Source organism: Sphingomonas bacterium, assembly GCF_903642285.1.
Lineage (GTDB): Bacteria > Pseudomonadota > Alphaproteobacteria > Sphingomonadales > Sphingomonadaceae > Sphingomonas.
The window spans coordinates 128,120-149,374 of the sequence record NZ_CAHJWJ010000005.1 but is presented as its reverse complement, the minus strand read 5'-3'; the positions used below and the strand labels follow the sequence as shown (position 1 = coordinate 149,374).

The 21,255-nt window shown below is 64.6% G+C and carries 20 protein-coding genes and 1 tRNA gene; 14 read left to right on the top strand and 7 right to left on the bottom strand.

Annotation, left to right across the window (positions count from 1 at the left end):
• Both HUU99_RS04445 and HUU99_RS04440 read right to left on the bottom strand, forming a co-directional pair.
• The coding region (locus HUU99_RS04445; RefSeq protein WP_174285362.1) for an AAA family ATPase at positions 1 to 1,745 on the bottom strand (1,745 nt) is incomplete at its 3' end.
• A gap of 135 nt (positions 1,746 to 1,880) precedes the next feature.
• Entirely contained in the window at positions 1,881 to 2,078 is a 198-nt protein-coding gene (locus HUU99_RS04440) for a DUF1192 domain-containing protein (protein ID WP_174285379.1), read from the bottom strand.
• A 70-nt stretch (positions 2,079 to 2,148) separates the two neighbouring features.
• Between HUU99_RS04440 and HUU99_RS04435 the strand changes: the two genes are divergently transcribed.
• The 8 genes from HUU99_RS04435 to HUU99_RS04400 all read left to right on the top strand — a co-directional run bounded on the left by HUU99_RS04435 (position 2,149) and on the right by HUU99_RS04400 (position 8,990).
• Positions 2,149 to 3,150, top strand: a complete 1,002-nt coding sequence (locus HUU99_RS04435) for an NAD(P)H-quinone oxidoreductase (RefSeq protein ID WP_174285361.1) — start codon at positions 2,149 to 2,151, stop codon at positions 3,148 to 3,150.
• 115 nt (positions 3,151 to 3,265) lie between these two features.
• Positions 3,266 to 3,595 (top strand): GIY-YIG nuclease family protein, encoded by a 330-nt coding sequence (locus HUU99_RS04430; protein ID WP_174285360.1) that lies wholly within the window; start codon positions 3,266 to 3,268, stop codon positions 3,593 to 3,595.
• A 136-nt stretch (positions 3,596 to 3,731) separates the two neighbouring features.
• On the top strand, positions 3,732 to 4,595 hold the full coding sequence (locus HUU99_RS04425; protein ID WP_174285359.1) for a UDP-2,3-diacylglucosamine diphosphatase: 864 nt from the start codon (positions 3,732 to 3,734) through the stop codon (positions 4,593 to 4,595).
• A gap of 23 nt (positions 4,596 to 4,618) precedes the next feature.
• Positions 4,619 to 5,641: a glycosyltransferase family 4 protein gene (locus HUU99_RS04420; RefSeq protein WP_174285358.1), complete on the top strand. Its 1,023-nt coding sequence runs from the start codon at positions 4,619 to 4,621 to the stop codon at positions 5,639 to 5,641.
• A 94-nt stretch (positions 5,642 to 5,735) separates the two neighbouring features.
• Positions 5,736 to 6,410: a DUF1013 domain-containing protein gene (locus HUU99_RS04415; RefSeq protein ID WP_254602915.1), complete on the top strand. Its 675-nt coding sequence runs from the start codon at positions 5,736 to 5,738 to the stop codon at positions 6,408 to 6,410.
• Entirely contained in the window at positions 6,407 to 7,450 is a 1,044-nt protein-coding gene (locus tag HUU99_RS04410; RefSeq protein ID WP_254602914.1) for an MBL fold metallo-hydrolase, read from the top strand. The genes HUU99_RS04415 and HUU99_RS04410 overlap by 4 nt, the downstream gene beginning before the upstream one ends.
• 50 nt (positions 7,451 to 7,500) lie before the next feature.
• A complete protein-coding gene (locus tag HUU99_RS04405; RefSeq protein WP_174285357.1) occupies positions 7,501 to 8,370 on the top strand; it encodes a dienelactone hydrolase family protein in 870 nt (289 codons plus the stop codon).
• Positions 8,367 to 8,990 carry a glutathione S-transferase family protein gene (locus HUU99_RS04400; RefSeq protein ID WP_174285356.1) on the top strand — a complete coding sequence of 208 codons (624 nt, stop codon included), beginning with the start codon at positions 8,367 to 8,369 and terminating at the stop codon, positions 8,988 to 8,990. The genes HUU99_RS04405 and HUU99_RS04400 overlap by 4 nt, the downstream gene beginning before the upstream one ends.
• A gap of 3 nt (positions 8,991 to 8,993) precedes the next feature.
• On the opposite strand, the gene HUU99_RS04395 is transcribed toward HUU99_RS04400, so the two are convergent.
• From HUU99_RS04395 to HUU99_RS04380, 4 genes are all read right to left on the bottom strand, one after another.
• A complete protein-coding gene (locus tag HUU99_RS04395) occupies positions 8,994 to 9,179 on the bottom strand; it encodes a DUF1289 domain-containing protein (protein WP_174285355.1) in 186 nt (61 codons plus the stop codon).
• Positions 9,167 to 9,679 (bottom strand): thioredoxin family protein, encoded by a 513-nt coding sequence (locus HUU99_RS04390; RefSeq protein ID WP_375380040.1) that lies wholly within the window; start codon positions 9,677 to 9,679, stop codon positions 9,167 to 9,169. The genes HUU99_RS04395 and HUU99_RS04390 overlap by 13 nt, the downstream gene beginning before the upstream one ends.
• 115 nt (positions 9,680 to 9,794) lie before the next feature.
• Positions 9,795 to 11,252, bottom strand: a complete 1,458-nt coding sequence (locus HUU99_RS04385) for a DEAD/DEAH box helicase (protein WP_174285376.1) — start codon at positions 11,250 to 11,252, stop codon at positions 9,795 to 9,797.
• 109 nt (positions 11,253 to 11,361) lie between these two features.
• Positions 11,362 to 11,838, bottom strand: a complete 477-nt coding sequence (locus HUU99_RS04380) for a hypothetical protein (RefSeq protein WP_254602913.1) — start codon at positions 11,836 to 11,838, stop codon at positions 11,362 to 11,364.
• A 47-nt stretch (positions 11,839 to 11,885) separates the two neighbouring features.
• On the opposite strand from HUU99_RS04380, the gene HUU99_RS04375 reads away from it, so the two are divergent.
• The gene (locus tag HUU99_RS04375) at positions 11,886 to 13,331 is read left to right on the top strand and encodes an FAD-binding oxidoreductase (RefSeq protein WP_174285353.1); all 1,446 of its coding nucleotides are present in this window, start codon (positions 11,886 to 11,888) and stop codon (positions 13,329 to 13,331) included.
• A 61-nt stretch (positions 13,332 to 13,392) separates the two neighbouring features.
• Positions 13,393 to 14,160: a SapC family protein gene (locus tag HUU99_RS04370; protein ID WP_174285352.1), complete on the top strand. Its 768-nt coding sequence runs from the start codon at positions 13,393 to 13,395 to the stop codon at positions 14,158 to 14,160.
• A gap of 181 nt (positions 14,161 to 14,341) precedes the next feature.
• Here HUU99_RS04370 and HUU99_RS04365 read toward each other — a convergent pair whose 3' ends face one another.
• Complete coding sequence (locus HUU99_RS04365; protein WP_174285351.1) at positions 14,342 to 15,193, bottom strand: N-formylglutamate amidohydrolase; 852 nt, start codon at positions 15,191 to 15,193, stop codon at positions 14,342 to 14,344.
• Between the two features lie 155 nt (positions 15,194 to 15,348).
• On the opposite strand from HUU99_RS04365, the gene cpdR reads away from it, so the two are divergent.
• From cpdR to HUU99_RS04345, 4 genes are all read left to right on the top strand, one after another.
• Positions 15,349 to 15,726, top strand: a complete 378-nt coding sequence (gene cpdR, locus HUU99_RS04360; RefSeq protein WP_174285374.1) for a cell cycle two-component system response regulator CpdR — start codon at positions 15,349 to 15,351, stop codon at positions 15,724 to 15,726.
• A 46-nt stretch (positions 15,727 to 15,772) separates the two neighbouring features.
• A tRNA-Val gene (locus HUU99_RS04355) sits at positions 15,773 to 15,847 on the top strand.
• A gap of 42 nt (positions 15,848 to 15,889) precedes the next feature.
• Positions 15,890 to 17,122 carry a tyrosine-type recombinase/integrase gene (locus HUU99_RS04350; protein ID WP_254602912.1) on the top strand — a complete coding sequence of 411 codons (1,233 nt, stop codon included), beginning with the start codon at positions 15,890 to 15,892 and terminating at the stop codon, positions 17,120 to 17,122.
• Positions 17,123 to 18,479: 1,357 nt separating this feature from the next.
• The gene (locus HUU99_RS04345) at positions 18,480 to 21,080 is read left to right on the top strand and encodes a TonB-dependent receptor (RefSeq protein ID WP_174285349.1); all 2,601 of its coding nucleotides are present in this window, start codon (positions 18,480 to 18,482) and stop codon (positions 21,078 to 21,080) included.
• The last annotated feature ends 175 nt before the right edge of the window (positions 21,081 to 21,255 follow it).

The following is a 21,255-nucleotide window of genomic DNA, read 5'->3' as shown; positions in this document are numbered from 1 at the left end:
TTGAACAGGTCCGGATGCGCCTTCTCGATCTCGTCGAGCAGCAGCACGCAATGCGGGTTCTGGTCGACCGCATCGGTCAACAGGCCGCCCTGGTCGAACCCGACATAACCCGGCGGCGCACCGATCAGTCGGCTGACCGAATGCCGCTCCATATATTCGGACATGTCGAACCGCTGAAGCGGGATGCCCAAGATCGACGCGAGTTGCTTCGCCACTTCGGTCTTGCCGACGCCGGTCGGGCCGGTGAACAGGTAATTGCCGATCGGCTTCTCCGGTTCGCGCAGACCCGCCCGCGCCAGCTTGATCGCCGAGGCCAGCTTCTCGATCGCCGCATTCTGCCCGAACACCACGCGCTTCAGATCGGTCTCCAGCGTCGAGAGCGCCGCCTTGTCGTCGGTCGACACCGATTTCGGCGGGATTCGCGCCATCGTCGCGATGACCTGTTCGATCTCCTTGGTGGTGATCGTCTTCTTGCGTTTGTTGGCGGGCACCAGCATCTGCATCGCGCCGACCTCGTCGATCACGTCGATGGCCTTGTCGGGCAGCTTGCGGTCGTTGATGTAGCGCGCCGACAGCTCGACAGCGGACTTGATCGCATCGGGGGTATATTTGACCGAGTGATGTTCTTCGAACGCCGAACGCAGGCCGGCGAGAATCTTGATCGTGTCCTCGATCGTCGGTTCGTTGACGTCGATCTTCTGGAAGCGCCGCAGCAGCGCGCGGTCCTTCTCGAAATGGTTGCGGAACTCCTTGTAGGTCGTCGAGCCGATGCAGCGGATGCCGCCGCTCGACAGCGCCGGCTTCAGCAGGTTCGACGCATCCATTGCGCCGCCCGATGTCGCGCCGGCACCGATGACGGTGTGAATCTCGTCGATGAAGAGCACCGCATGCGGCATCTTTTCCAGTTCGTTGACGACCGCCTTCAGCCGCTCCTCGAAATCGCCGCGATACCGCGTGCCCGCCAGCAGCGCCCCCATGTCGAGCGAATAGATGACCGCTTCAAGCAGCACGTCGGGCACGTCGCCTTCGACGATCTTGCGTGCCAGGCCTTCCGCGATCGCCGTCTTCCCGACGCCGGGATCGCCCACGTATAGCGGGTTGTTCTTCGACCGGCGGCACAGGATCTGGATCGTGCGATCGACCTCGGGGCCGCGCCCGATCAGCGGATCGACCTTGCCGTTCTTGGCCTTCTCGTTGAGATCGACGGTGAATTGCTTGAGCGCGCTTTCCGTCTTGCCCTTCTCCTGTCCCTTGGCGGGTTTCTCTTCCTCGGCACCCTTGGGCGACGATGCCTCGACCGCCGCGCCGCCCTTGCCGACGCCATGGCTGATGAAGCTGACCGCATCGAGGCGGCTCATGTCCTGCTGCTGCAGGAAATAGACGGCATAGCTCTCGCGCTCGCTGAACAGCGCGACCAGCACGTTGGCACCTGTCACCTCGTCGCGGCCCGACGACTGGACGTGCAGGATCGCGCGCTGCACCACGCGCTGGAATCCGCTGGTGGGCGAGGGGTCGGTTGCGGCATCGACCTTCAGCGCGTCGAGTTCGGTGTCGAGATAATGGGCGACCGTGGTCTTCAGTTCGCCGAGATCGGCCTTGCAGGCGAGCATGACCTTGGACGCATGTTCGTCGTCGATCAGCGCGAGCAGCAGATGTTCGAGCGTCGCATATTCGTGACGCCTGGACGACGCGGCCTCGAGCGCCTTGTGAAGCGTGGTCTCGAGCGCGGGGGCGAAGGATGGCATGTCAGGATACTCCGGTCGGGCCACGAAGAAACGCGTGCCCGTTTGTTCCTATGTCGGAACGCATCGGGCCCGCATCAAGCGTCCGGCAGCCCGATCGGCGATGTGGATCATCGAACCGAAGGGGCACCCATGCGCTCATCGCCTAAATAGCTGGTCGGCGCTTGCGCGATGGTTAACGGCGCGTTCAATTTTGGAGCGGGCCCGGACGATCTCGGCCTCCAGCGCAGCGATCCGCGCCTCCAGCTCCGCGACCGACAACGGGTCGAGATCCTGCCGCATCAGCTGCGCCAGCAGGTCGTCACGACGAAGAGGGGCGTCGTCAGGGTCGATCATTGCAGGCACAGCGTTGACCGCGCGGCGGACGATGTCAATAACGCGGCATATCTTGGGAGCGGGCACGCCGATGGACGACATACCCGACGTGATGATCGCCATCGACCCGGCACGGCCGGGCGGGCCCGAAGTGCTCGTGCCCTCGGAACGGCCGGTGCCGAAGCCCGGTGGCGGCGAGGTGCTCGTGCAAATCGCCGCGGTCGGCGTCAACCGGCCCGAGGTGATGCAGCGCCAGGGCAGATATCCACCGCCGCCCGGTGCCTCGTCGATCCTCGGCATGGAGTTTTCCGGCACCATCGTCGCGGTGGGCGAGAGCGTCGAGCCCGAACAGATCGGCCAGCCGGTCTGCGCGCTGGTGACCGGCGGGGCCTATGCCGAATATGCCGTCGCGCCGTTCGGCCAGTGCCTGCCCGTTCCACATGCGCTGTCGATGGTCGAGGCGGCGGCGATGCCCGAGACGTTGTTCACCGTGTGGACCAATTTGTTCGAGCGGGCGTACGCGACCGAGGGCGATACCGTGCTGGTCCATGGCGGCACGTCGGGGATCGGCACGATGGCGATCGCGCTGTGCCGGTTGTTCGGGGTCGAGATCATCGTGACCGCAGGATCGGCCGCCAAATGCGCGGCCGCGCGGGCGATCGGTGCGAACCACGCGATCGATTACAGCACGGAGGATTTCGTCGATCGGGTGAAGGCCATCACCGGCGGCAAGGGCGTCGCCGCGGTGCTCGACATGGTCGGCGGGGATTACGTGCCCCGCAACCTGCAATGCCTGGCCGACGACGGCCGCCATGTCTCGATCGCGGTCCAGCGCGGGTTGACGGCCACGATCCCGATCTTCGAGGTGATGCGCCGCCGCCTGACGCTGACCGGATCGACGCTGCGCGCGCGAGACGTGTCGTTCAAGACGCTGGTCGCCGACGAACTGGCCCGCACCGTCTGGCCGCATGTGGAGGCGGGCAAGCTGAAGCCGGTGATCGACCGGACATATCCGCTCGCCGATGCGGCGGATGCGCATCGGCGGATGGAGGCGGGGGATCATGTGGGGAAGATCGTGTTGGTGGTGGGGTAGTGCGGCGCGAGCAAGAACGGGGATCCCCGCTTTCGTGGGGATGACGAGGTCAGTATATTTCCCATACGTCATCCTCGCGAAGGCGAGGATCCCGCTTCTTTCGAGATCGTGAAGAATGCGGGGCGGATGGGTTTATATGATGTCCGATCGATACCGCGGCGCAATCTATATCGGCGTCACCGCGTATATCGCGCAACGCGGGTTCCAGCATCGATCGAGAGAGGGGTCCGCGTTCTGCCGTCGGTACGGCATAGACCGGCTGGTCTATGCCGATTGGACGGAAAGCATCGTCGATGCCATTGCCCGAGAAAGAGCGATGAAGAAGTGGCGACGCGCCTGGAAAATCGAGTTGATCGAGCGCGTCAATCCCGATTGGAGCGATCTATTCGAGGTTATCAATGGCGGCGCGGAGGAAGGAGCGGGATCCCCGCTTTCGCGGGGATGACGGATGGCTTTCGCGGGGGTGACGGATGGTGCGAGGACGGACGGCGGATATCCGTCACCGTCCCGTCACCATAACCGCACAGCCGCGTAACAAACCTGCGCCATAGGTTCCCCATACCGCCAGGGGAACGACGCCGATGGACGCCGCTGCCACGATCACCGACATCGCCGATTTCCTGCCAGCCGACTTCGCGAACGCGCGCCCGGCCACCCCCGAGCGTATCGTCGAGCGCCAGCGATATCGGACGATCTGGATTTCCGACGTCCATCTCGGCACGCGCGGCTGCAACGCGGAAATGCTGATCGACTTCCTCGATCATGTCGACAGCGAGACGATGTATCTGGTCGGCGACATGATCGACGGCTGGCAGCTCAAGAAGCGGTTCTACTGGCCGGACACGCACAACGACGTCGTCCTTCGGTTGCTGAAGCGCGCCAAGCGCGGCACGCGGATGGTCTATATTCCGGGGAATCACGACGAGGTGTTCCGGCAGTTTTCGGGCCTCGATTTCGGCGGTGTGTCGATCCGGCGCAAGGCGATCCACGAAACCGCGGACGGGCGTCGGCTGCTGATCCTGCATGGCGACGAATTCGACGCGGTGACGATGGCACATCGCTGGATCGCGCATGTCGGCGACGCCGCCTATACCGCGCTGATGGCGCTCAACCGCTGGCTGAACGTATGGCGGCGGCGGTTGAAGATGCCGTATTGGTCGCTGTCCAAGCACGCCAAGGCGAAGGTCAAGAACGCGGTCGCGTTCATCTCGCATTTCGAGGACGTCGTCGCGCATGCCGCAGGGTCGCGCGGCGTCGACGGCGTCGTGTGCGGGCATATCCACACCGCGGAGATCCGCGAGATCGCGGGCATTCACTATTATAACGACGGCGACTGGGTCGAGGGCTGCACCGCGCTGGTCGAACATTTCGACGGGCGGATGGAGCTGCTGCACTGGGCCGACGTCATGGCGCGCCGCGATGCGCCCGTCGCCATCGCCGCCTGACTTTTTCGACCGGGAGAACCGACATGCGCATCGCGATCGTCACCGACGCCTGGACGCCGCAGATCAACGGCGTCGTCCGTACGCTGGGTTCCGTCCGCGCCGAGCTGGAGAAGATGGGGCACGAGGTGCTGATCGTCGCGCCCGACCGGTTCGTGTCGGTGCCGTGCCCGACCTACCCGGAAATCCGCCTGGCCTTCGCGCGCGGCGCGACGGTCGGTCGGCTGCTGTCCGATTTCGGCGCGGATGCGATCCATCTGGCGACCGAGGGGCCGTTGTGCCTCGTCGCGCGGCGCTGGTGCATGGCGCGCGCGCTGCCGTTCACGACCGCCTATCACACGCAATTCCCCGATTATGTCGCGGCGCGGGCACGGATCAACCCCGAATGGGTGTGGCGCTATATCCGCTGGTTCCATGAGCCGGCACATGCGGTGCTGGTGTCGACCCCCTCGGTCGCGGCGACGCTGACCGCGCACGGCATCGCGCAGGTCAGTCCGTGGGGACGCGGCGTCGACCTGTCGGTCTTCGGGCTGGACGGCGCGCGTGATCCGATGATCGCCGGGCTGCCGGGGCCGGTGCAGCTCTATGTCGGACGCGTCGCGGTGGAGAAGAATATCGTCGCCTTCCTCGAATCGCGGCATCCGGGCAGCAAGGTCGTGGTCGGCGACGGCCCGGCGCGCGGCGCGCTCGAAAAGCAGTTCCCCGCCGCGATCTTCACCGGCGCGCGGTTCGGTGCGGAGCTGGCGGCGTCGTACCGCGCCGCCGACGTGCTGGTGTTCCCAAGCCGGACGGACACGTTCGGGCTGGTGATGATCGAGGCGCTGGCCTGCGGGACGCCGGTCGCGGCTTATCCGGTGACCGGGCCGATCGATGTCCTCGACCAGCGGGTAGGCGCGATGGATGACGATCTGGACGTCGCGATCGCCGACGCGCTCGGTCGCGATCCCGTGACGTGCGCGGCCTATGCGGGTCGCTTCACCTGGGCGGCCAGCGCGCGCCAGTTCCTCGGCGCACTGGCCCCGCTACAGCTTGTGGCGCGGGCCGCCTGACCGCTTGCCCTCGGCGTCCGCGCGCTCTAAGTCGTTGGGTCATGCCAGGCCGCCTCGAAAGGGGCGGCCCTTTCTATTTTTACGGAGTTTCCCCGTGGCCCAGCCGCTCATGCCCCACGCGACCGCCTCCTGGCTGGTCGACAACACCGCGCTCAGTTTCGAACAGATCGCCGATTTCTGCGGGCTGCATATCCTGGAGATCCAGGCGATCGCCGACGATACCGCCGCAACCAAGCTGACCGGGCGCGATCCGATCCGCGCGCACGAAGTGACGCAGGAGGAAATCGACAAGGGGTCCGCCGATCCGAACTACCGAATGAAGATGATCAAGGGACCCGAGCAGGTCCGTCGAACCAAGGGGCCGCGCTACACGCCCGTTAGCAAGCGGCAGGACAAGCCCGACGGTATTTCCTGGATCATCCGCAACCATCCCGAGATCACCGACGGTGCGATCGGCCTGCTGATCGGCACCACGCGTACGACGATCGCGGCGATCCGCGACCGCAGCCACTGGAACATCGCCAACATCACGCCCAAGGACCCGGTGACGCTCGGACTGACGACGCAGCGCGAACTCGACGCCGCGGTCGCCAAGGCGGCGAAGGCGGCCGGGATCGAGGCGCAGCCGGACACCAGGCTGGAAGGCGACCGCGAGGCGCTGATCGAACAGCTCCGCGCCGAACGGATCCAGCAGGCGCGCGAGGCGGAGATGATCGCCGACGGCACGATGCAGCCCAAGCCGCTGTTCGACGACCCCTTCAAACGGTGACGTTCCCGGCGGTCGATCAGCCGCTCGCCTATCCCTTCGGTGGTGCCGAGCCGGGCGAGGCGGGCGCGATGACGGTCGCGCCCGGCGTTCGCTGGGTCCGGCTGTCGATGCCGGGGCCGCTTCGCCATGTGAATTGCTGGCTGCTCGACGATGCCGGCGGCAGCGCGCTCGTCGATACCGGCATGAACACCGACGATGCGCGCGCGTCGTGGAAGGCGCTGGCGAAGGGCGCGTTGGCGGGGGAGCGGTTCACGCGCGTCATCGGTACGCATTTCCACCCGGACCATATTGGCCTGGCCGGCTGGATGTGCGACCATCATCGCTGTCCGTTGATCATGACGCGTGGCGAATGGCTGACGGCGCGGATGCTGGCCGCGGATGTGCGCGACGCGGTACCCGAGGCGATGATCGCATTCCGGCGCGGCGCGGGTTGGGACGAGGTGCAACTGGCGCATGCGGTGACGCGAGGTTGGAGCGGGTTTCGCCGGATCATCACGCCGTTGCCGCTGAGCTACATCCGGATCGCGGATGGCGATACGCTACGCGTCGGCCAGGTCGATTGGCGCGTCGTAATCGGGTCGGGTCACAGTCCGGAACATGCCTGCCTGCTCGACGACTATGGCGGCGTGCTCATCGCGGGCGATCAGGTGTTGCCGCGGATCAGTCCCAATGTCTCGCTCGGCGTGACCGAGCCCGAAGCCGATCCGCTGGGCGAATGGCTCGCCTCGATCGACCGGTTGAAGCAATTGCCGGGCGATGTGTTGGTGCTGCCGGGGCATGGCGATCCGTTTACCGGGCTCCACGCACGGCTGGATGCCATGGCGGCGGAGCATCATGCGCGGCTCGATACGCTTGGCGCGGCGCTGGTCGAACCGATGCGTGCGATCGATGCCTTTCCGCTGCTGTTTCGGCGCACCGTCGGTCCCGACATGCTCGGCATGGCGACGGGGGAAGCGCTGGCGCACCTGCGTCGACTGGCGATCGAGGGGCGGGCGACGCGCGAGGACCGCGACGGCGTCTGGTGGTGGCGCGCCGCCTGAAATAGCATATCGTCCGATACCGAAAGACGATTCGAGCGGGAGTGCATGCGATGTGCGACGAACACACCAGCCAGGATAACGACCGGGTGCTGGAGGGCGTGTCGCGCCGGCAGTTCGGGGCGATGACCGGGGCGGCGGGGATCGCGATGATGCTGCCGACGCCAGCCGACGCGCTGACCGTCGCCGGCCGGGACGTCGTTATCGATACGCCGGACGGGAAGGCGGACGCGTATTTCGTCGCACCCGGGGGCGGCAAGCATCCCGGTGTGCTGATATGGCCGGATATCATGGGGCTTCGGCCTGCGTTCCGGCAGATGGCCGATCGGCTGGCGCAGTCGGGTTATGCGGTGCTGGCCGTCAACCAGTTCTACCGATCGACCAAAGCACCGTTCCTGGCGGCAGGCGAGTCCTACGATCAGCCCGAGGTGCGGGCGAAAATCATGCCGTTCGTCCATGCGCTGAGCAGCGAGGGGACCACCCGCGATGCTATCGCCTTCACCCATTTCCTCGATGCGCAGCCGCAGGTCGATCGTACGCGCGGGATGGGGACCACCGGCTATTGCATGGGCGGTCCGATGGTGTTTCGCACTGCAGCGGCGGTATCCGATCGCATTCGGGCCGGTGCGACGTTCCATGGCGGGGGGCTCGTGACCGACAAGCCCGACAGCCCGGCGCTGCTGATCCCGCAGATGAAGGCGCAATATCTGATCGCCATCGCTGCCAATGACGATGCGCGTGCGCCGACCGACAAGGACGTGCTGAAGGCCGATTTCGCCGCGGCGAAACTGCCCGCGGAGATCCAGGTCTATGCCGCCACGATGCATGGCTGGTGCCCGCCGGACAGCCGCGTCTACGATTCCGTCCAGGCGGAAAAGGCATGGGAGCGGATGCTCGCGTTGTTCGGAAAGGCTCTCGCATGACACTGACGCTCTACACCAATCCGATGTCGCGCGGCCGGATTTCGCGCTGGATGCTGGAGGAGATCGGTACATCGTATGAAACGGTGGTGCTCGGCTATGCCGACACGATGAAGGCAGCCGATTATCTCGCCATCAATCCGATGGGGAAGGTTCCTGCGATCGTCCACGACGGCAATGTCGTGACCGAAGGTGCCGCGATCTGCGCCTATCTGGCGGAGGCGTTTCCCGAGGCCGGGCTAGCCCCGACCGCCACCGAGCGCGCGGACTATCATCGCTGGCTGTTCTTCGCCGCCGGACCTGTCGAGGCGGCGATCACCAACCGGTCGCTGGGCGTGGTGCCGACCGACCAGCAGCAGCGCATGGCGGGCTATGGCAGCTACGACCTGATGGTCGACGTGCTGGAGCGGGCGGTATCGGCGCATCCTTATATTGCAGGAGACCGGTTCACTGCCGCGGACGTCTTCGTCGGGTCCCAGGTGATATGGGGCATGCAGTTCGGCACGCTGCCGAAGCGCGACGCGTTCGCCGACTATGCGGCGCGGTTGGTCGCGCGCGACGCGTATGCCCGGGCGGCCGCGATCGACGATGGACTGATCGCGGCGGCGGCGGCAGGGGAGTGACGTCTACGGCGGGTACAGCCCCGCGATGACGGCGCGTTGCTCGGCTCCGGTCATCGATCCCCAGGCGGCGATATCGTCCAATGTCCGTCCACAGCCGACGCAGCGATCGTCATCGTCCAGCGTACAGATGCCCGTGCAGGGTGATGCCGGTCGATCGTCGATCGAACCGGCAAGCGTCAGATCGCCCATTGCGCCAGCCAGTCGGCCAATGCTTGCGGGTTCATGTGCCGCGCGTCGGACAACGCGGTTTCGTGACCCGTATTGATCAGCCGATCGCTTCTGGGATCGACGATCAGGACCGCCGGCACCCCGGCAAGCCGCCCCTTGACGCCGTAGCGCGCGGCGACCTGCGCGTTCTTGTCGAACCGACCGATGTCGACCGTCACGATCTCGAAATGACGATCGACGAACGTCTTCAGTTCGGGCAGCGCGACGGTGCCGGCAAGGATCCGGCAGTCGAGGCACCAGTTGCCGCCCAGATCGATCAACAGCCGCTTGTGCGTCCTGATCGCGCGCGCGCGCGCGGCGGCGATCGCGGCGTCGGCATCGGCCTGCGTATCGTAGGGCAGCGGCAAGGGCTTTGCGAGCTGATCGAAGCTTGCGACGCCGATCCGCGGCGCGGGGATCGCCGCGAGCGAGGCGGTGGAGAGCGAAAGCGCGGCAAGCGCGAACAGCGTGGTACGGATCAACTTCGGTCTCCGGCTAAACGGCGCTTGAGCGGACGCGGCGTCGACAGGACCCCGTAAACGCCCGAATGTCGAGTCGGACGCCGCGAACAAAAGCTTCGTCCGGGCAAAGATGCGGTTATTCGCCGATCCTGGCGGACAGGAAACTCGGAACCGGACCGTTCCAGCCATCATCCGGACCATCGTCGGACGATGGCTGGCGACCGCCAAGGGTATCGTCACGATCGCGATACCCTCGCCCACGTTCGCGCGGCGGGGTCGGATCGGGACGCTCGCTTCGCGGTGCTGCGGCAGGCTTCGGCGGCGCGGGCGTCGGGTCCTGCCGCGGTGCGCGCTTGGCCGGCGACGCGGGTTCCGCCGACGCGACCGGCGGACGGTCGCTGCCCCCGCGACCGCGACGTGCGCGTGGCGCACGTTCCGATGGAGCTTGCTCGGCAGCGACCGACGCCGTGGCAGCAGGCGCAGCACCCAATCGTTCGATCGTCTGCCCCGTCAGCTTTTCGATATTCTGGATATTCTCGGCATCATCGGGCGTGACGAACGTGTAGGCGGTGCCTGTCGCTCCCGCACGGCCGGTGCGACCGATCCGGTGGACGTAATCGTCGGGATGCCACGGCGCATCATAGTTGATGACGGTGGACACGCCCTTGATGTCCAGCCCGCGCGCGGCGACGTCGGACGCGACCAGGACGTTGACCGCACCGGTCTTGAACAGCTCGAGTTCGGCGAGGCGCTGCGGCTGTTCCATGTCGCCGTGGATCTCGCCCGATTTCATTCCAGCCTGGCGCAGCACCTTGTTCAGATCGCGCACCGTCGTCTTGCGGTTGCAGAAGATGATCGCGTTGGTGACCTCGGCCTGATCGAGCAACTGCCGCAGTCGTTCGCGCTTCGCCGATTGCGATGCGACGGGAACCAGATACTGCGTGATGTTCAGGTTGGTCGACGCCGGGCGCGAAACCTCGATCTGCTTGGGATTGTCGAGGAACTTGTCCGCCAGTTTCTTGATCGGGGGCGGCATGGTCGCCGAAAACAGCAACGTCTGACGCTGCTTCGGCAATTTGGTGCAGATTTCCTCGATATCAGGAATGAACCCCATGTCGAGCATCCGGTCGGCCTCGTCGATGACCAGCATCGAACAACCGGTCAGCAATATCTTGCCGCGGCCGAACAGATCCATCAGGCGACCCGGTGTCGCGATCAGCACGTCGACGCCCTTTTCCAGCGCGGCAAGCTGGTCGCCCATCGACACGCCGCCGATCAGCAGCGCCATCGACAGCTTGTGGTTGACGCCGTATTTCTCGAAATTCTCCGCCACTTGTGCGGCCAGTTCGCGCGTCGGTTCGAGGATCAGCGAACGCGGCATCCGCGCCCGGCTTCGGCCCTGCGCCAGGATGTCGATCATCGGCAGCACGAAACTTGCGGTCTTGCCGGTGCCGGTCTGCGCGATGCCGATGATGTCGCGCATCATCAGGACGGGCGGGATCGCGGCCGCCTGGATCGGCGTCGGCTCGGTGTAGCCCGACGCGATGACCGCGCTCAGCAGTTCGTCGGAAAGGCCGAGATCGGCGAAGCTCATACGGCGAAAGTCCAAGGGATGATGTCGTCGGCGCGTATCGGCCGTGCCCAACGGGCGGACGCCTCGTGCGCTTGCGGATTCGCGCGCGAATGTCAAGGAACAGAGCGTTCTACCGCTTCGCCACCAGCCGTTTGAAATCGTCGATCTGGCAGCTGGCACCCGATCGAACGCGGATCGTATCGCGGTCGGCGCAAACCCGGCCGTCGACGCCGGGCTTGATATAGAAACCGCCATAGAAATCGAGCGGTCGGCAATTGCCGTCCAGCTTTGCCCGAATGCGTTTTCCGCCCGTCAGGACGAGATCGACCGACGCGGGTTCCGATATCAGCGCGCCGCCCAGATCGCCGACGGCGATGCATTTGGGCCCATGCTTTTCCTTCCAGGCGATCGGCGACATCTGATCTACCGGCTTGCCGCGTGCGATCGGCATATGGATGACGATCCGTTCGTGGATCGTCATTTGCGTTATGGTCGCGACCGGTTGCGGGACGGCCGCGCGTTGCGGCTCCACCATCCCCAATGCGGGCGCGGCAAGCAGCAGGATGGAGGGGATCGCCGGACGGAGCATCATGGATCGGGCGGGCATAGGCGAAATCGTTGAACGGTCGATGAACTCGGCCTAATTCGCATCGCATGATCCCCGCACAGACCCGAATGATCGAGCGGCTGGCAACGACGATCGATCCGCGTATCGTCGTTACCGAGCCGCAGCTGATCGCGCCCTGGCTCGTGGATTGGCGGAAGCGTTTCCAGGGCGCGGCGTCGCTGCTGCTGGAGCCCATGACGACCGCGGACGTATCGGCGATCGTCGCCGCCGCCGCCGCGAGCGGCGTGCCGCTGGTGCCGCAGGGCGGGAATAGCTCGATGGTCGGCGGGGCGACGCCGCCGCCGGACGGGTCGGCGGCGATCCTGTCGCTCCGGCGGATGAACCGCATTCGTTCGCTGGATGCCGAAGCCGGGCTTGTCGTCGCGGAGGCGGGGGTGATCCTGTCGGATCTCAACGACGCAGGGCTTGCGGAAGGGTTACGCTTTCCCCTGACGCTGGGTGCGCGGGGATCGGCGACGATCGGCGGGCTGGTATCCACCAATGCCGGGGGTACGCAGGTGCTGAAGTTCGGCACGATGCGCGGACTGGTCGCTGGCATCGAGGCGGTAATGGCGGACGGCAGCGTATATGACGGACTGACGGCGCTCAGGAAGGACAATCGCGGATACGACCTGACGCAGTTGCTTGTCGGGGCGGAGGGGACTTTGGGTATCGTCACCGCAGCGACGCTCCGGCTGGTGCCGGCGGTCGCGGTGCGCGCGGTGGCGTGGGTCGGCGTCGCGGACCCGGTCACCGCGCTGGCGCTGCTTCGCCGGTTGCAGGCGCGGACCGACGCGATCGAGAGTTTCGAATTGTTGCCCGACGAATCGCTCGCGGCGGTATTGGCGCATGTGCCCGGTGCGCGCGCGCCGCTTACCGGGCACAACGCCTGGCACGTCCTGATCGAGGCGACATCCGCGGACCCGGCGGGCGATCCGGCCGCCATGATCGAGACGTTGCTGGGCGCGGCGCTGTCGGACGGGCTCGCGGCGGACGCCGTGGTCGCGGCGAGCGAGGGACAGGCGGAAGCGTTCTGGCGGATCCGCGATTCGATCTCGGACGCCGAACGCGCGATGGGTCCGGCGGTCCAGCACGACATATCCGTGCCGGTCGAAGGGATGCCCCGCTTCATGATCGACGCCGCCGCCGATTGCGATGCCCGGTTCCCCGGCACGCATGCCAGCGGCTTCGGCCATCTCGGCGACGGCAACGTGCACTTCCATGTCCGTGCGCCCGCCGGGACGGATGCGACGCGCTGGTATGCGCAGGATGCCCCGGGGATCACGCGCCACGTCCACGACCTGGTGGTCGCGGCGGGGGGATCGATCTCCGCCGAACACGGCATCGGGCAAATGAAGCTGACCGAACTCGCGCGGCTGTCGTCGCCTGCGCGGATGGCGGCACTGCGTGCGATCAAGACGGCGCTCGATCCCCGTGGCATCTTCAATCCGGGCAAGCTCGTGTCGCTTGCGCCTGCGCAGCCCGCGCAATAGAGCCGCGCCTGCATCCGGCGTCGCGACGCCCGGCCACCAACAACGACGAAAGCGAACGACCATGGCGACCGTCCCGCAGCTTCCCCTCTTCTACAACGGGCTCGAACCGCTTTCGAGCGAGACGCATGCCGACTGGAAGGTCCGCCCGATCGAAACCGCGCCCTTCCTGATCGGTCAGCACGCGATCCCCATCACGACCGATGAATTCCAGCTGGTGCAGCGCCACATGCCGATCGTCTTCTCGATTGGCGACGACGCGATTCCGCTGGCGCTGATGGGACTGAACGAGGGGGTGAACGTGTTCGTCGGCGACGACGGCAAGATCAGCGAACCCAATTTCTACCTGCCCGCCTATATCCGTCGCTATCCCTATATGCTTGCCAAATTGCGCCCCGATGCGGAGGAATTGTCGCTTTGCTTCGATCCGACGACCGATTCGATCGGTCCGTTCGAGGACGGCGAGCCGCTGTTCGCGAATGGTCAACCGACGCAGGTGACCAAGGATCTGCTGGCGTTCAACGAGATGTTCGAGCAGGCTGGCACGCGTACGCAGAACTTCATGAAGGAACTGCGCGAATTGGACCTGCTGATGGAGGGCGAGGTTTCGATCCAGCTCGATGGCGCGGACCAGCCCTTCATCTATCGGGGCTTCCAGATGGTGAACGAGGAAAAACTGATGGACCTGCGCGGCGACCAGTTGCGCAAGGTCGTGAAATCGGGGCTGCTGCCGCTCGTCTACGCTCACCTGTTCTCGCTCGCATTGATGCGCGAAATCTTCGGACGCGCAGCGCAGCAGGGCAAGACGCCGCAGCCGCAGCTGGTCTCCTGAATTTTTTCTGAAAAAAGGTTGGTCGCGGGTGTTGCGACCGCCAATCCACGGCCTATATCGGTAATGTACGACGCCGTGTCCCCCCCTTTCGCGGCTCGTATGACGCGCTTTCAGCGCGTCTCCTCCCTGAACCTTGGCCACCTCGTGCTCCCGTAGCGCGAGGTGGTTTTTTATGCGCCGGCTATTCGGCGGCGTACGCGATCGGGTCGACCGCGGACAGTGCCTCGTCCTCCGCCGCATCGATCATCCGGCGCAGCAGCGCGGCGGTCGATGTCATTCCCGGGCCCGGCTGCGTCAGCGTCACATCGAGATACAGCGATCGATCGAATTCCAGCTGCACCGCATGGATGTCCGCGGCAGGCGCGCCGTGGCGATCCAGTATGTGTCCGCCGGCATAGGGGCTGTTGCGCACCGTCCTGACGCCGTGCGTCGCGCTTTCGATACAGGCGACGAATCGTTCGCCCGCCGATTGGCCGAACCGGTCGCCGATGACGATCCGGGCCGCGCCGCAGCGCGCGGACAGCGGTGGCATCGAATGCACGTCCAGCAGCACTGCCACCCCGAACCGCGCCCGCGCCGCCGCCAGCATGGTCGCCAATGCCGCGTGATAGGGACGATGGACGGTGTCGATCCGGTGGTCGATCTCCGCGCCGCTGAACCGGTGCCGCCAGACTTCGGTCGCGCCGGCAGCGCGCCGTGGCACGAGCCCGAGCCCGCTGCGTAGCTTGACCGATTGCTGCGCTGGCGCGCGGACCGCCGCGCCCTCGTCCACGCGCGGATCGCGTTCGTCCTCGCCACGGTTGAGGTCGATCCAGGCGCGCGGGCACGTCTGGACCAGCATGCTGCACGCCCCCCGCGCGCCGTCGGCCACGACGTCGATGAACCGGTCCTCCAGCAATGCGATGGCGCTGAGCGGTACGCGTAGCGCGGCGCGCAGCGCCAGCGGATAGGCGCGACCCGCATGCGGGACCGACAGGACCACCGGGCTGGCCGGCGGCATATCCCCGCGGCGTAGAAAGGGTTCTTCCGCCATCGCGCGACGCTAGGATCGTCCGCCGGGGCATGCAATCCCGCGAACCACCGGAACGGGACAGTAGGTTTGTGCGAAGTCCCTGTGAATTCTTAACCGGTTCGCGCATAATCGCGGCTTGGGTCGGCAGCGTCCGACGATAAGGGGTGCGACCGACGATGTACCGGATCCTGCTGGCCGAGGATGACGACGTGATGCGCGGCTATCTGACGCGTGCGCTCGAACGATCAGGCTATGCCGTCACTGCGGTCGATCGCGGTACCGCCGCTTTGCCGCTATTGGAAACCGAACGGTTCGACCTGCTGCTGACCGATATCGTCATGCCCGAAATGGATGGCATCGAACTGGCCCAGCGGGCCGGCCAGATCGCGGGCGATTTGCGGGTCATGTTCATCACCGGCTTCGCCGCCGTCACGCTGAAGGCCGGGCGCGCGGTGCCCAACGCGCGCATCCTGTCGAAGCCGTTCCATTTGCGCGACCTGGTGCTGGAGGTGGATCGGCTGTTCCAGCCCGGAACCGCATCGGGCCTCAACTGAACCGCTTGCGCATCGCGGAACGCGCAGCTAGAGGCACGCTCCTCGTGGGCGTGTAGCTCAGTGGTAGAGCACTGTGTTGACATCGCAGGGGTCGCAAGTTCAATCCTTGCCACGCCCACCATAAAAAGCCTTGAAAACTCAATGAGTTATCAAGGCTTTTTTATTGACAACCGGGCATCTCGGCCCTACCAATTTGGGCACCGAGTGGGCAGATATTGCTTGCTTCTGCCAGGTCCGGTGGGCACTGAGTGGGCACGGACTCGCGACGGGAAGTCCTGTGACAGGCCGCGCAGCTCCTCCGTCCCACCTTCCGTTGATGATGCCAAGGACGCCGTCGCCCGACCCGGGGCGGAGTGACATGCTCACGCTCAGAAGGCGCGGCGGCGCGGGCAAGTGGTATGTCCGAGGAGCGGTTACCCTCGGCGATCGATCCATCGACGTAGCCGAGTTCAGTACCGGAACCACCGACAAGGATGCGGCGCGGCACTTGATGGCGGAGCGCGAGCGGGAACTTCGGGAGGAGCTGATGTTCGGTCCCCGGGTCGTGGCGAGCCGGGCGGTGATCGCGGATGCGTTCGAGGCCTATCTGGCTAAGCCCAAGCGGCCCAACTCGAGCGATATCTTGCGGGTTGGGGTGATGAACGAGCGGATCGGCGCCATGCCGCTGAGCGACCCGAAGGTCGCGTGGCGGGCGTTGCAGGACAACTTCCTTGTTGGACACGCACCGGCCGGACAGGATCGCTATCGCTCGCTCCTGCAGGCCTGCATCAACGTCTGGCAGGAGCGGCATGACTTGCCGCCGGTCAGGATCAAGGCGATCCCGTTCGACAATCAGCGGATCCGGTTCCTAAGCCACGCCGATCGCGACCGGCTGATTAGGCTCTACGCCGCGCACGTGCAGCCGATCGCGACGATGTTCGCGTTCCAGGGGCCGCGCACCCAGGAGGCGCTACAGCTGCACTGGGGAACGGGGGGCGTCGACCTCACACGCGGCACGATCTTCTTCGCGCGGACCAAAACCGGCAATCCAAGAAGCGTCGCGATCCACCCGCGGGTCGAGGCGCTGCTGCGACCGCTGTGGAAGAAGCGAGGCCGACCGGACGCAGGCCACGTATTCCTCAACCGGTTGGGTCAGCCCTACACCGACACGCGCGACCTCGCGGTCCAGGGCGGCAATCCGTTGAAGCGAGCTCACACCAGCGCGTGCGAGCGCGCAGGCATTGCCGACTTCACCGTCCACGACTGGCGTCACCACTGGGCGAGCCACTGCGTCATGGCCGGCGTCGACCTTATCACCATCATGCGTATGGGCGGCTGGAAGTCGCTACGGATGGTCCAGCGCTACGCCGCCGTAGATACCGCACATATGCACGAAGCCGTGGCAAAACTTAAATAAGCAGCGGATGGCATTATTGCTGGGAACTGTCTTAGCCTGTCATGGTCGGATGGTGTACAGGCTTCTCCTCATCGCAATCCTGATCGGTCTACCGGAACATAGGTGCTCCCTGGCTTTCACCGCGACCTTCTTCTCAGGGCTGATCCGGTAGTTCGAGAACGTTGCTTCCCTGTATTGTGGGTTCGGATCCCTCCATCTTCGCCAATTCGTATTGTAATTGCACGCTAATTTCGCGTTCTAGGTGGTGTAGCCGTGCTTGCAGCCGGGTCTAGCGCGAACGTCGACGAACTTCTGCGGCCAGCTGTGTTCCACTCACGCCGAATAACACGCCGCATCTCGGTCAGCCCAGCAAGTCGACTTCTTTTGACCTTGATGCCGGGGCTCACCTAGATGATCCAATTCGGACCGACCAGAAGGGTGTGGCGGACCAACGCTAACTGCTATATCAGTAAGCCCTTGGCAATTTTCTGCGCGCTAATCGCGGCGCTCCGTCGTCCACCCGCGGCAAACAACGAGGAAGCCCAGAAGAGGACTCCTACCGACCTTAAGCAGCTAATTCTCCGCGCAAATCGGCAACAGGAATTCACCGGCTCCATCAATAGCACCAACACAGTGCCTGGAAAAGCATAGACGTTTACGGACCGAGGTAGAATTCGTCGTTTTACCGCCACTTAAAGCCGTGTTGTCCGGGAACGCTATGTTGGGCGAGGTCGCTCGGTCGACCACCCCGGGCGCCGTCGCCATAGGCTAGTGCGTTCTCCAGCGCGGGGCGGAACACCTCAGAGTCCACCACCCGGGCCATCGTCTCCAGCGGGTCGCCACAGTTCGACAATCGCTTCAGCTGATCCGATAGCGCGAACAAGCCCGCCTGACGAATCTGCCGCCTCCCTCGTCAGGCACAGTGAATCATCTTCGGCCGTATCACGCCAGGGTTATTAGAGGTGCCCAGATTATCGGTTGGACAAGGCTGACGTCTCGCTCCTTGGATGGATCGTACCTTGGCATGATCGTGCGACCGAGCATGCGCCGAACCAGTGCGCTCCTCACGCCACCCAGGCCCCGATTCGGAACTAATTTCTGAGGCGAGAAGAACTCATAGGGGAACATGCATCTGCGACCCTCTTCCGACCCTTGAAGGCTGCTCACCGCCGTACACGCCGCGTCACCTCTAGATAACTGGCTCGCCCGGTGCACGCATGTTTACGGGTAGCATCGAGAATGAGGCCATAGGGTCGCGGTGCTTAGCGATGCAGATCGCCGGCCGCAACGGACGCTCTTGACTAAATACCGCGCCGGGACTTATTAGTGTAACACACGACGTCCATAGGCGCGTGGAACAAACATTGGGGGTTTGCTGATGATCAAGAACATGCTGCTCCGTAGCTGCGCCGCCCTAGCTCTGAGTACCCCGATGGCCGTTCCCGCGCTCGCTCAGACAGCGCCCGCCACGTCGCAGGACTCAGCCGCAAACCCTTCATCCACGCCGGCGCCGCCGGAGGCCCAGACCCCCGAACGTGGTTCCACCGCCGCGCCGAGTTCAACGGCCGGCGGCCAGAGCGGACTTAATGATATCATCGTGACCGGCGCGCCTACTGTCGGCGGTCTGCGGAAGCTAGACACGGGCTTCACCGCGACGACTATGTCGAACCAGCAGATTCGCGAGTTGCATCCGATCACTTCGGCCGACCTTCTCAAGGTATCGCCGGGCGTGTTCGTGGAATCGACGGGCGGCCAAGTCGGCGCGAACGTCGAGGTCGTCGGCTTTCCCAGCAACGGCGGCACGCCGTACGCGACGCTGCAGCTCAATGGTGCTGCGCTCTTCCCGATGGCGCAGCAGTCGAATCTCCCCAGCACCGATCTGATCCGCCTCGACGAAACGGTCCAGCGTGTCGAACTCATACAGGGGGGCCCGGGCGTGCTTTACGGACAGGGGCAGCCCGGCCTGACCGCCAACTACATCCTGAAGCAGGGCACCGATCAGACGGCGGGCAGCCTCGGGTTCACCTATGGCTCCGGAGGCGGCGAACGCGTCGACGGGTTCGTCGGCGGCGCGATCAGCAAGAGTGCGGGCCTCTACGGTACGATCGGCGGCTATTGGTATCGCTCGGATGGCGTGAAGGATCCGCAGTATACGGCAGAGCGGGAGCATCAGATCACGGCAACGCTGGCGAAGCGTTGGACCAATGGATCGCTGATGGTCTACGGCCGCTACCAGAAGGATCAGGACCAGTACGTTACCGACACTCCGTTCATTCTGAACGGTCCGGGCAATTTTCAGCGCTTTCCGGGCTTTAGCCCGCTGACCGGCTCGCAAGGCAGCAAAGCCGATCAGCATGAGCTGCTGCAGGTCTCTCCCTGCACTGGTGCGGGGTGCTCGCCCGGTACGCAGGCGATCAACATGGCCAACGGTCGCGGTCCCACGCAGTATGTCGTGGGAGGCACCTTCAACTGGGATTTCGGCAACGGACTCCAGCTCCAGGATAGCATGAACTATGTCCGGGGCACCCAACACATGAACGCCTTTTACAGCTCGGGCATCAACCCCACCGCGCTGTCGACTTACATTGGCAATCAGGAAAAGACGTTCAAGATACCGGCGACGGCGACCGTCCGGGCATTCTACACGACCGACGGCTCTGCTGCGGATCTCAACCAGCAGATTTCCACGCAGGAACTCCGCTACGTCGACGAAAAGTATCACAACTTCAGCAACGAGCTGCGGCTGAGTTACGAAGTCTTCCCCGGTAACACGGTAACGGTCGGCGACTATGTGGCCCGGTACGGCATCGACCTCCTGCAATATTCCGGCGCGAAGATGCTTCTCCAGGCGAAGTCCAATCCCACGCCGATCGGGGTCGACTTAACGAGCGGCGGCACCGTCTACCACCTCGCCAGCGGGGCTGGCTTCGTGAACGGACCGACCGGATCTATCCACAATACAGGCGAGACTCTGAACAACGCGTTCTTCCTCTCCGACACCTGGAAGGTCGGTCGCTTCCTGTTCGACGCGGGTATCCGTCGCGAGACGCAGACTTTTGATGAGCATGTTGGAAATACCGCTTCGGGGAGCCTGAGCGGTGATCCGACGCAGCTCTACAATAGCAGCGCCAACTATCTGACGCCCGGCTCGCAATTGATCCACTACAACAAATCGGGCATCTCCTGGACGGTCGGGCTTAATTACCGCTTCAGCGACAATTCGAGCGCGTATGTCCGCGTGAACAAAGGCGTCCATTTCCCAGCCTTCTCAGATCTGACGCTGACCCTTCCAGACATCCCGCTGCAGACAGCGCGCAACTATCAGGGCGGCGTGAAATTCCAGAACAAATGGATCTACCTCGACGTCAGCGGCTTCTACCGCCAGTTCCGCAACGTCTCCAATCCGCCCGCGCAGTATCTCGTTCCGGGAACGAACATAACCGAGCGCGGCACTTTCGCCTATGGCGCCAACACCTATGGCGTTCAGTATCAGGTTACGCTCAATCCGTTCGAGAACTTTACGCTGTCGGCGACGGGTGACTATGCCCGTGGCACCTACAACCACAGCACCGGCTGCATCGTCTTCGAGGGTCTGGTCAACACCGTCGCCTGCAACGCCTCGTTCCAATACAATGGCTACCTTCTGACCCGTCAGCCGCTGTTTCAGACGCGCGTGACGCCCGCCTATACTTTGGACACAAGCTGGGGCAGCCTGAAGGCCTATGCGACGATCGAGTTCGTCGGCAAACACTGGGCTGACTTCCAGCAGTTGCAGCCGCTTCCGTCCTATTACAGCCTCGCGCTCGGCATCAACGCGCGCATCGGAGAGCATTGGGAACTCAACCTGTACGGCACCAACGTGACCAATCAGGTCGGCCTTACTGAAGACAATGCGACCGGCGTTCCGGCCGAAACCACCATCCTCGCGCGCTCGATGGATGGTCGCGAAGTCGCGGCGCAGGTTCGGTTCAAGTTCTAAGCGCCCGTCTCGGACAGGCCGGGCATCAATGCGTCCGGCTTGACCTCCCCCAAAGCCCCAAGGATTCGAGGCACTATCGAAATGACGACGTGAGGGTTGCCTCGCCAATGATGACAAGGTGCCGGCTCATTGGCAGCGCCGCCGGTCTGGGAGCCGCATTGGCGAGCGCAGGCCT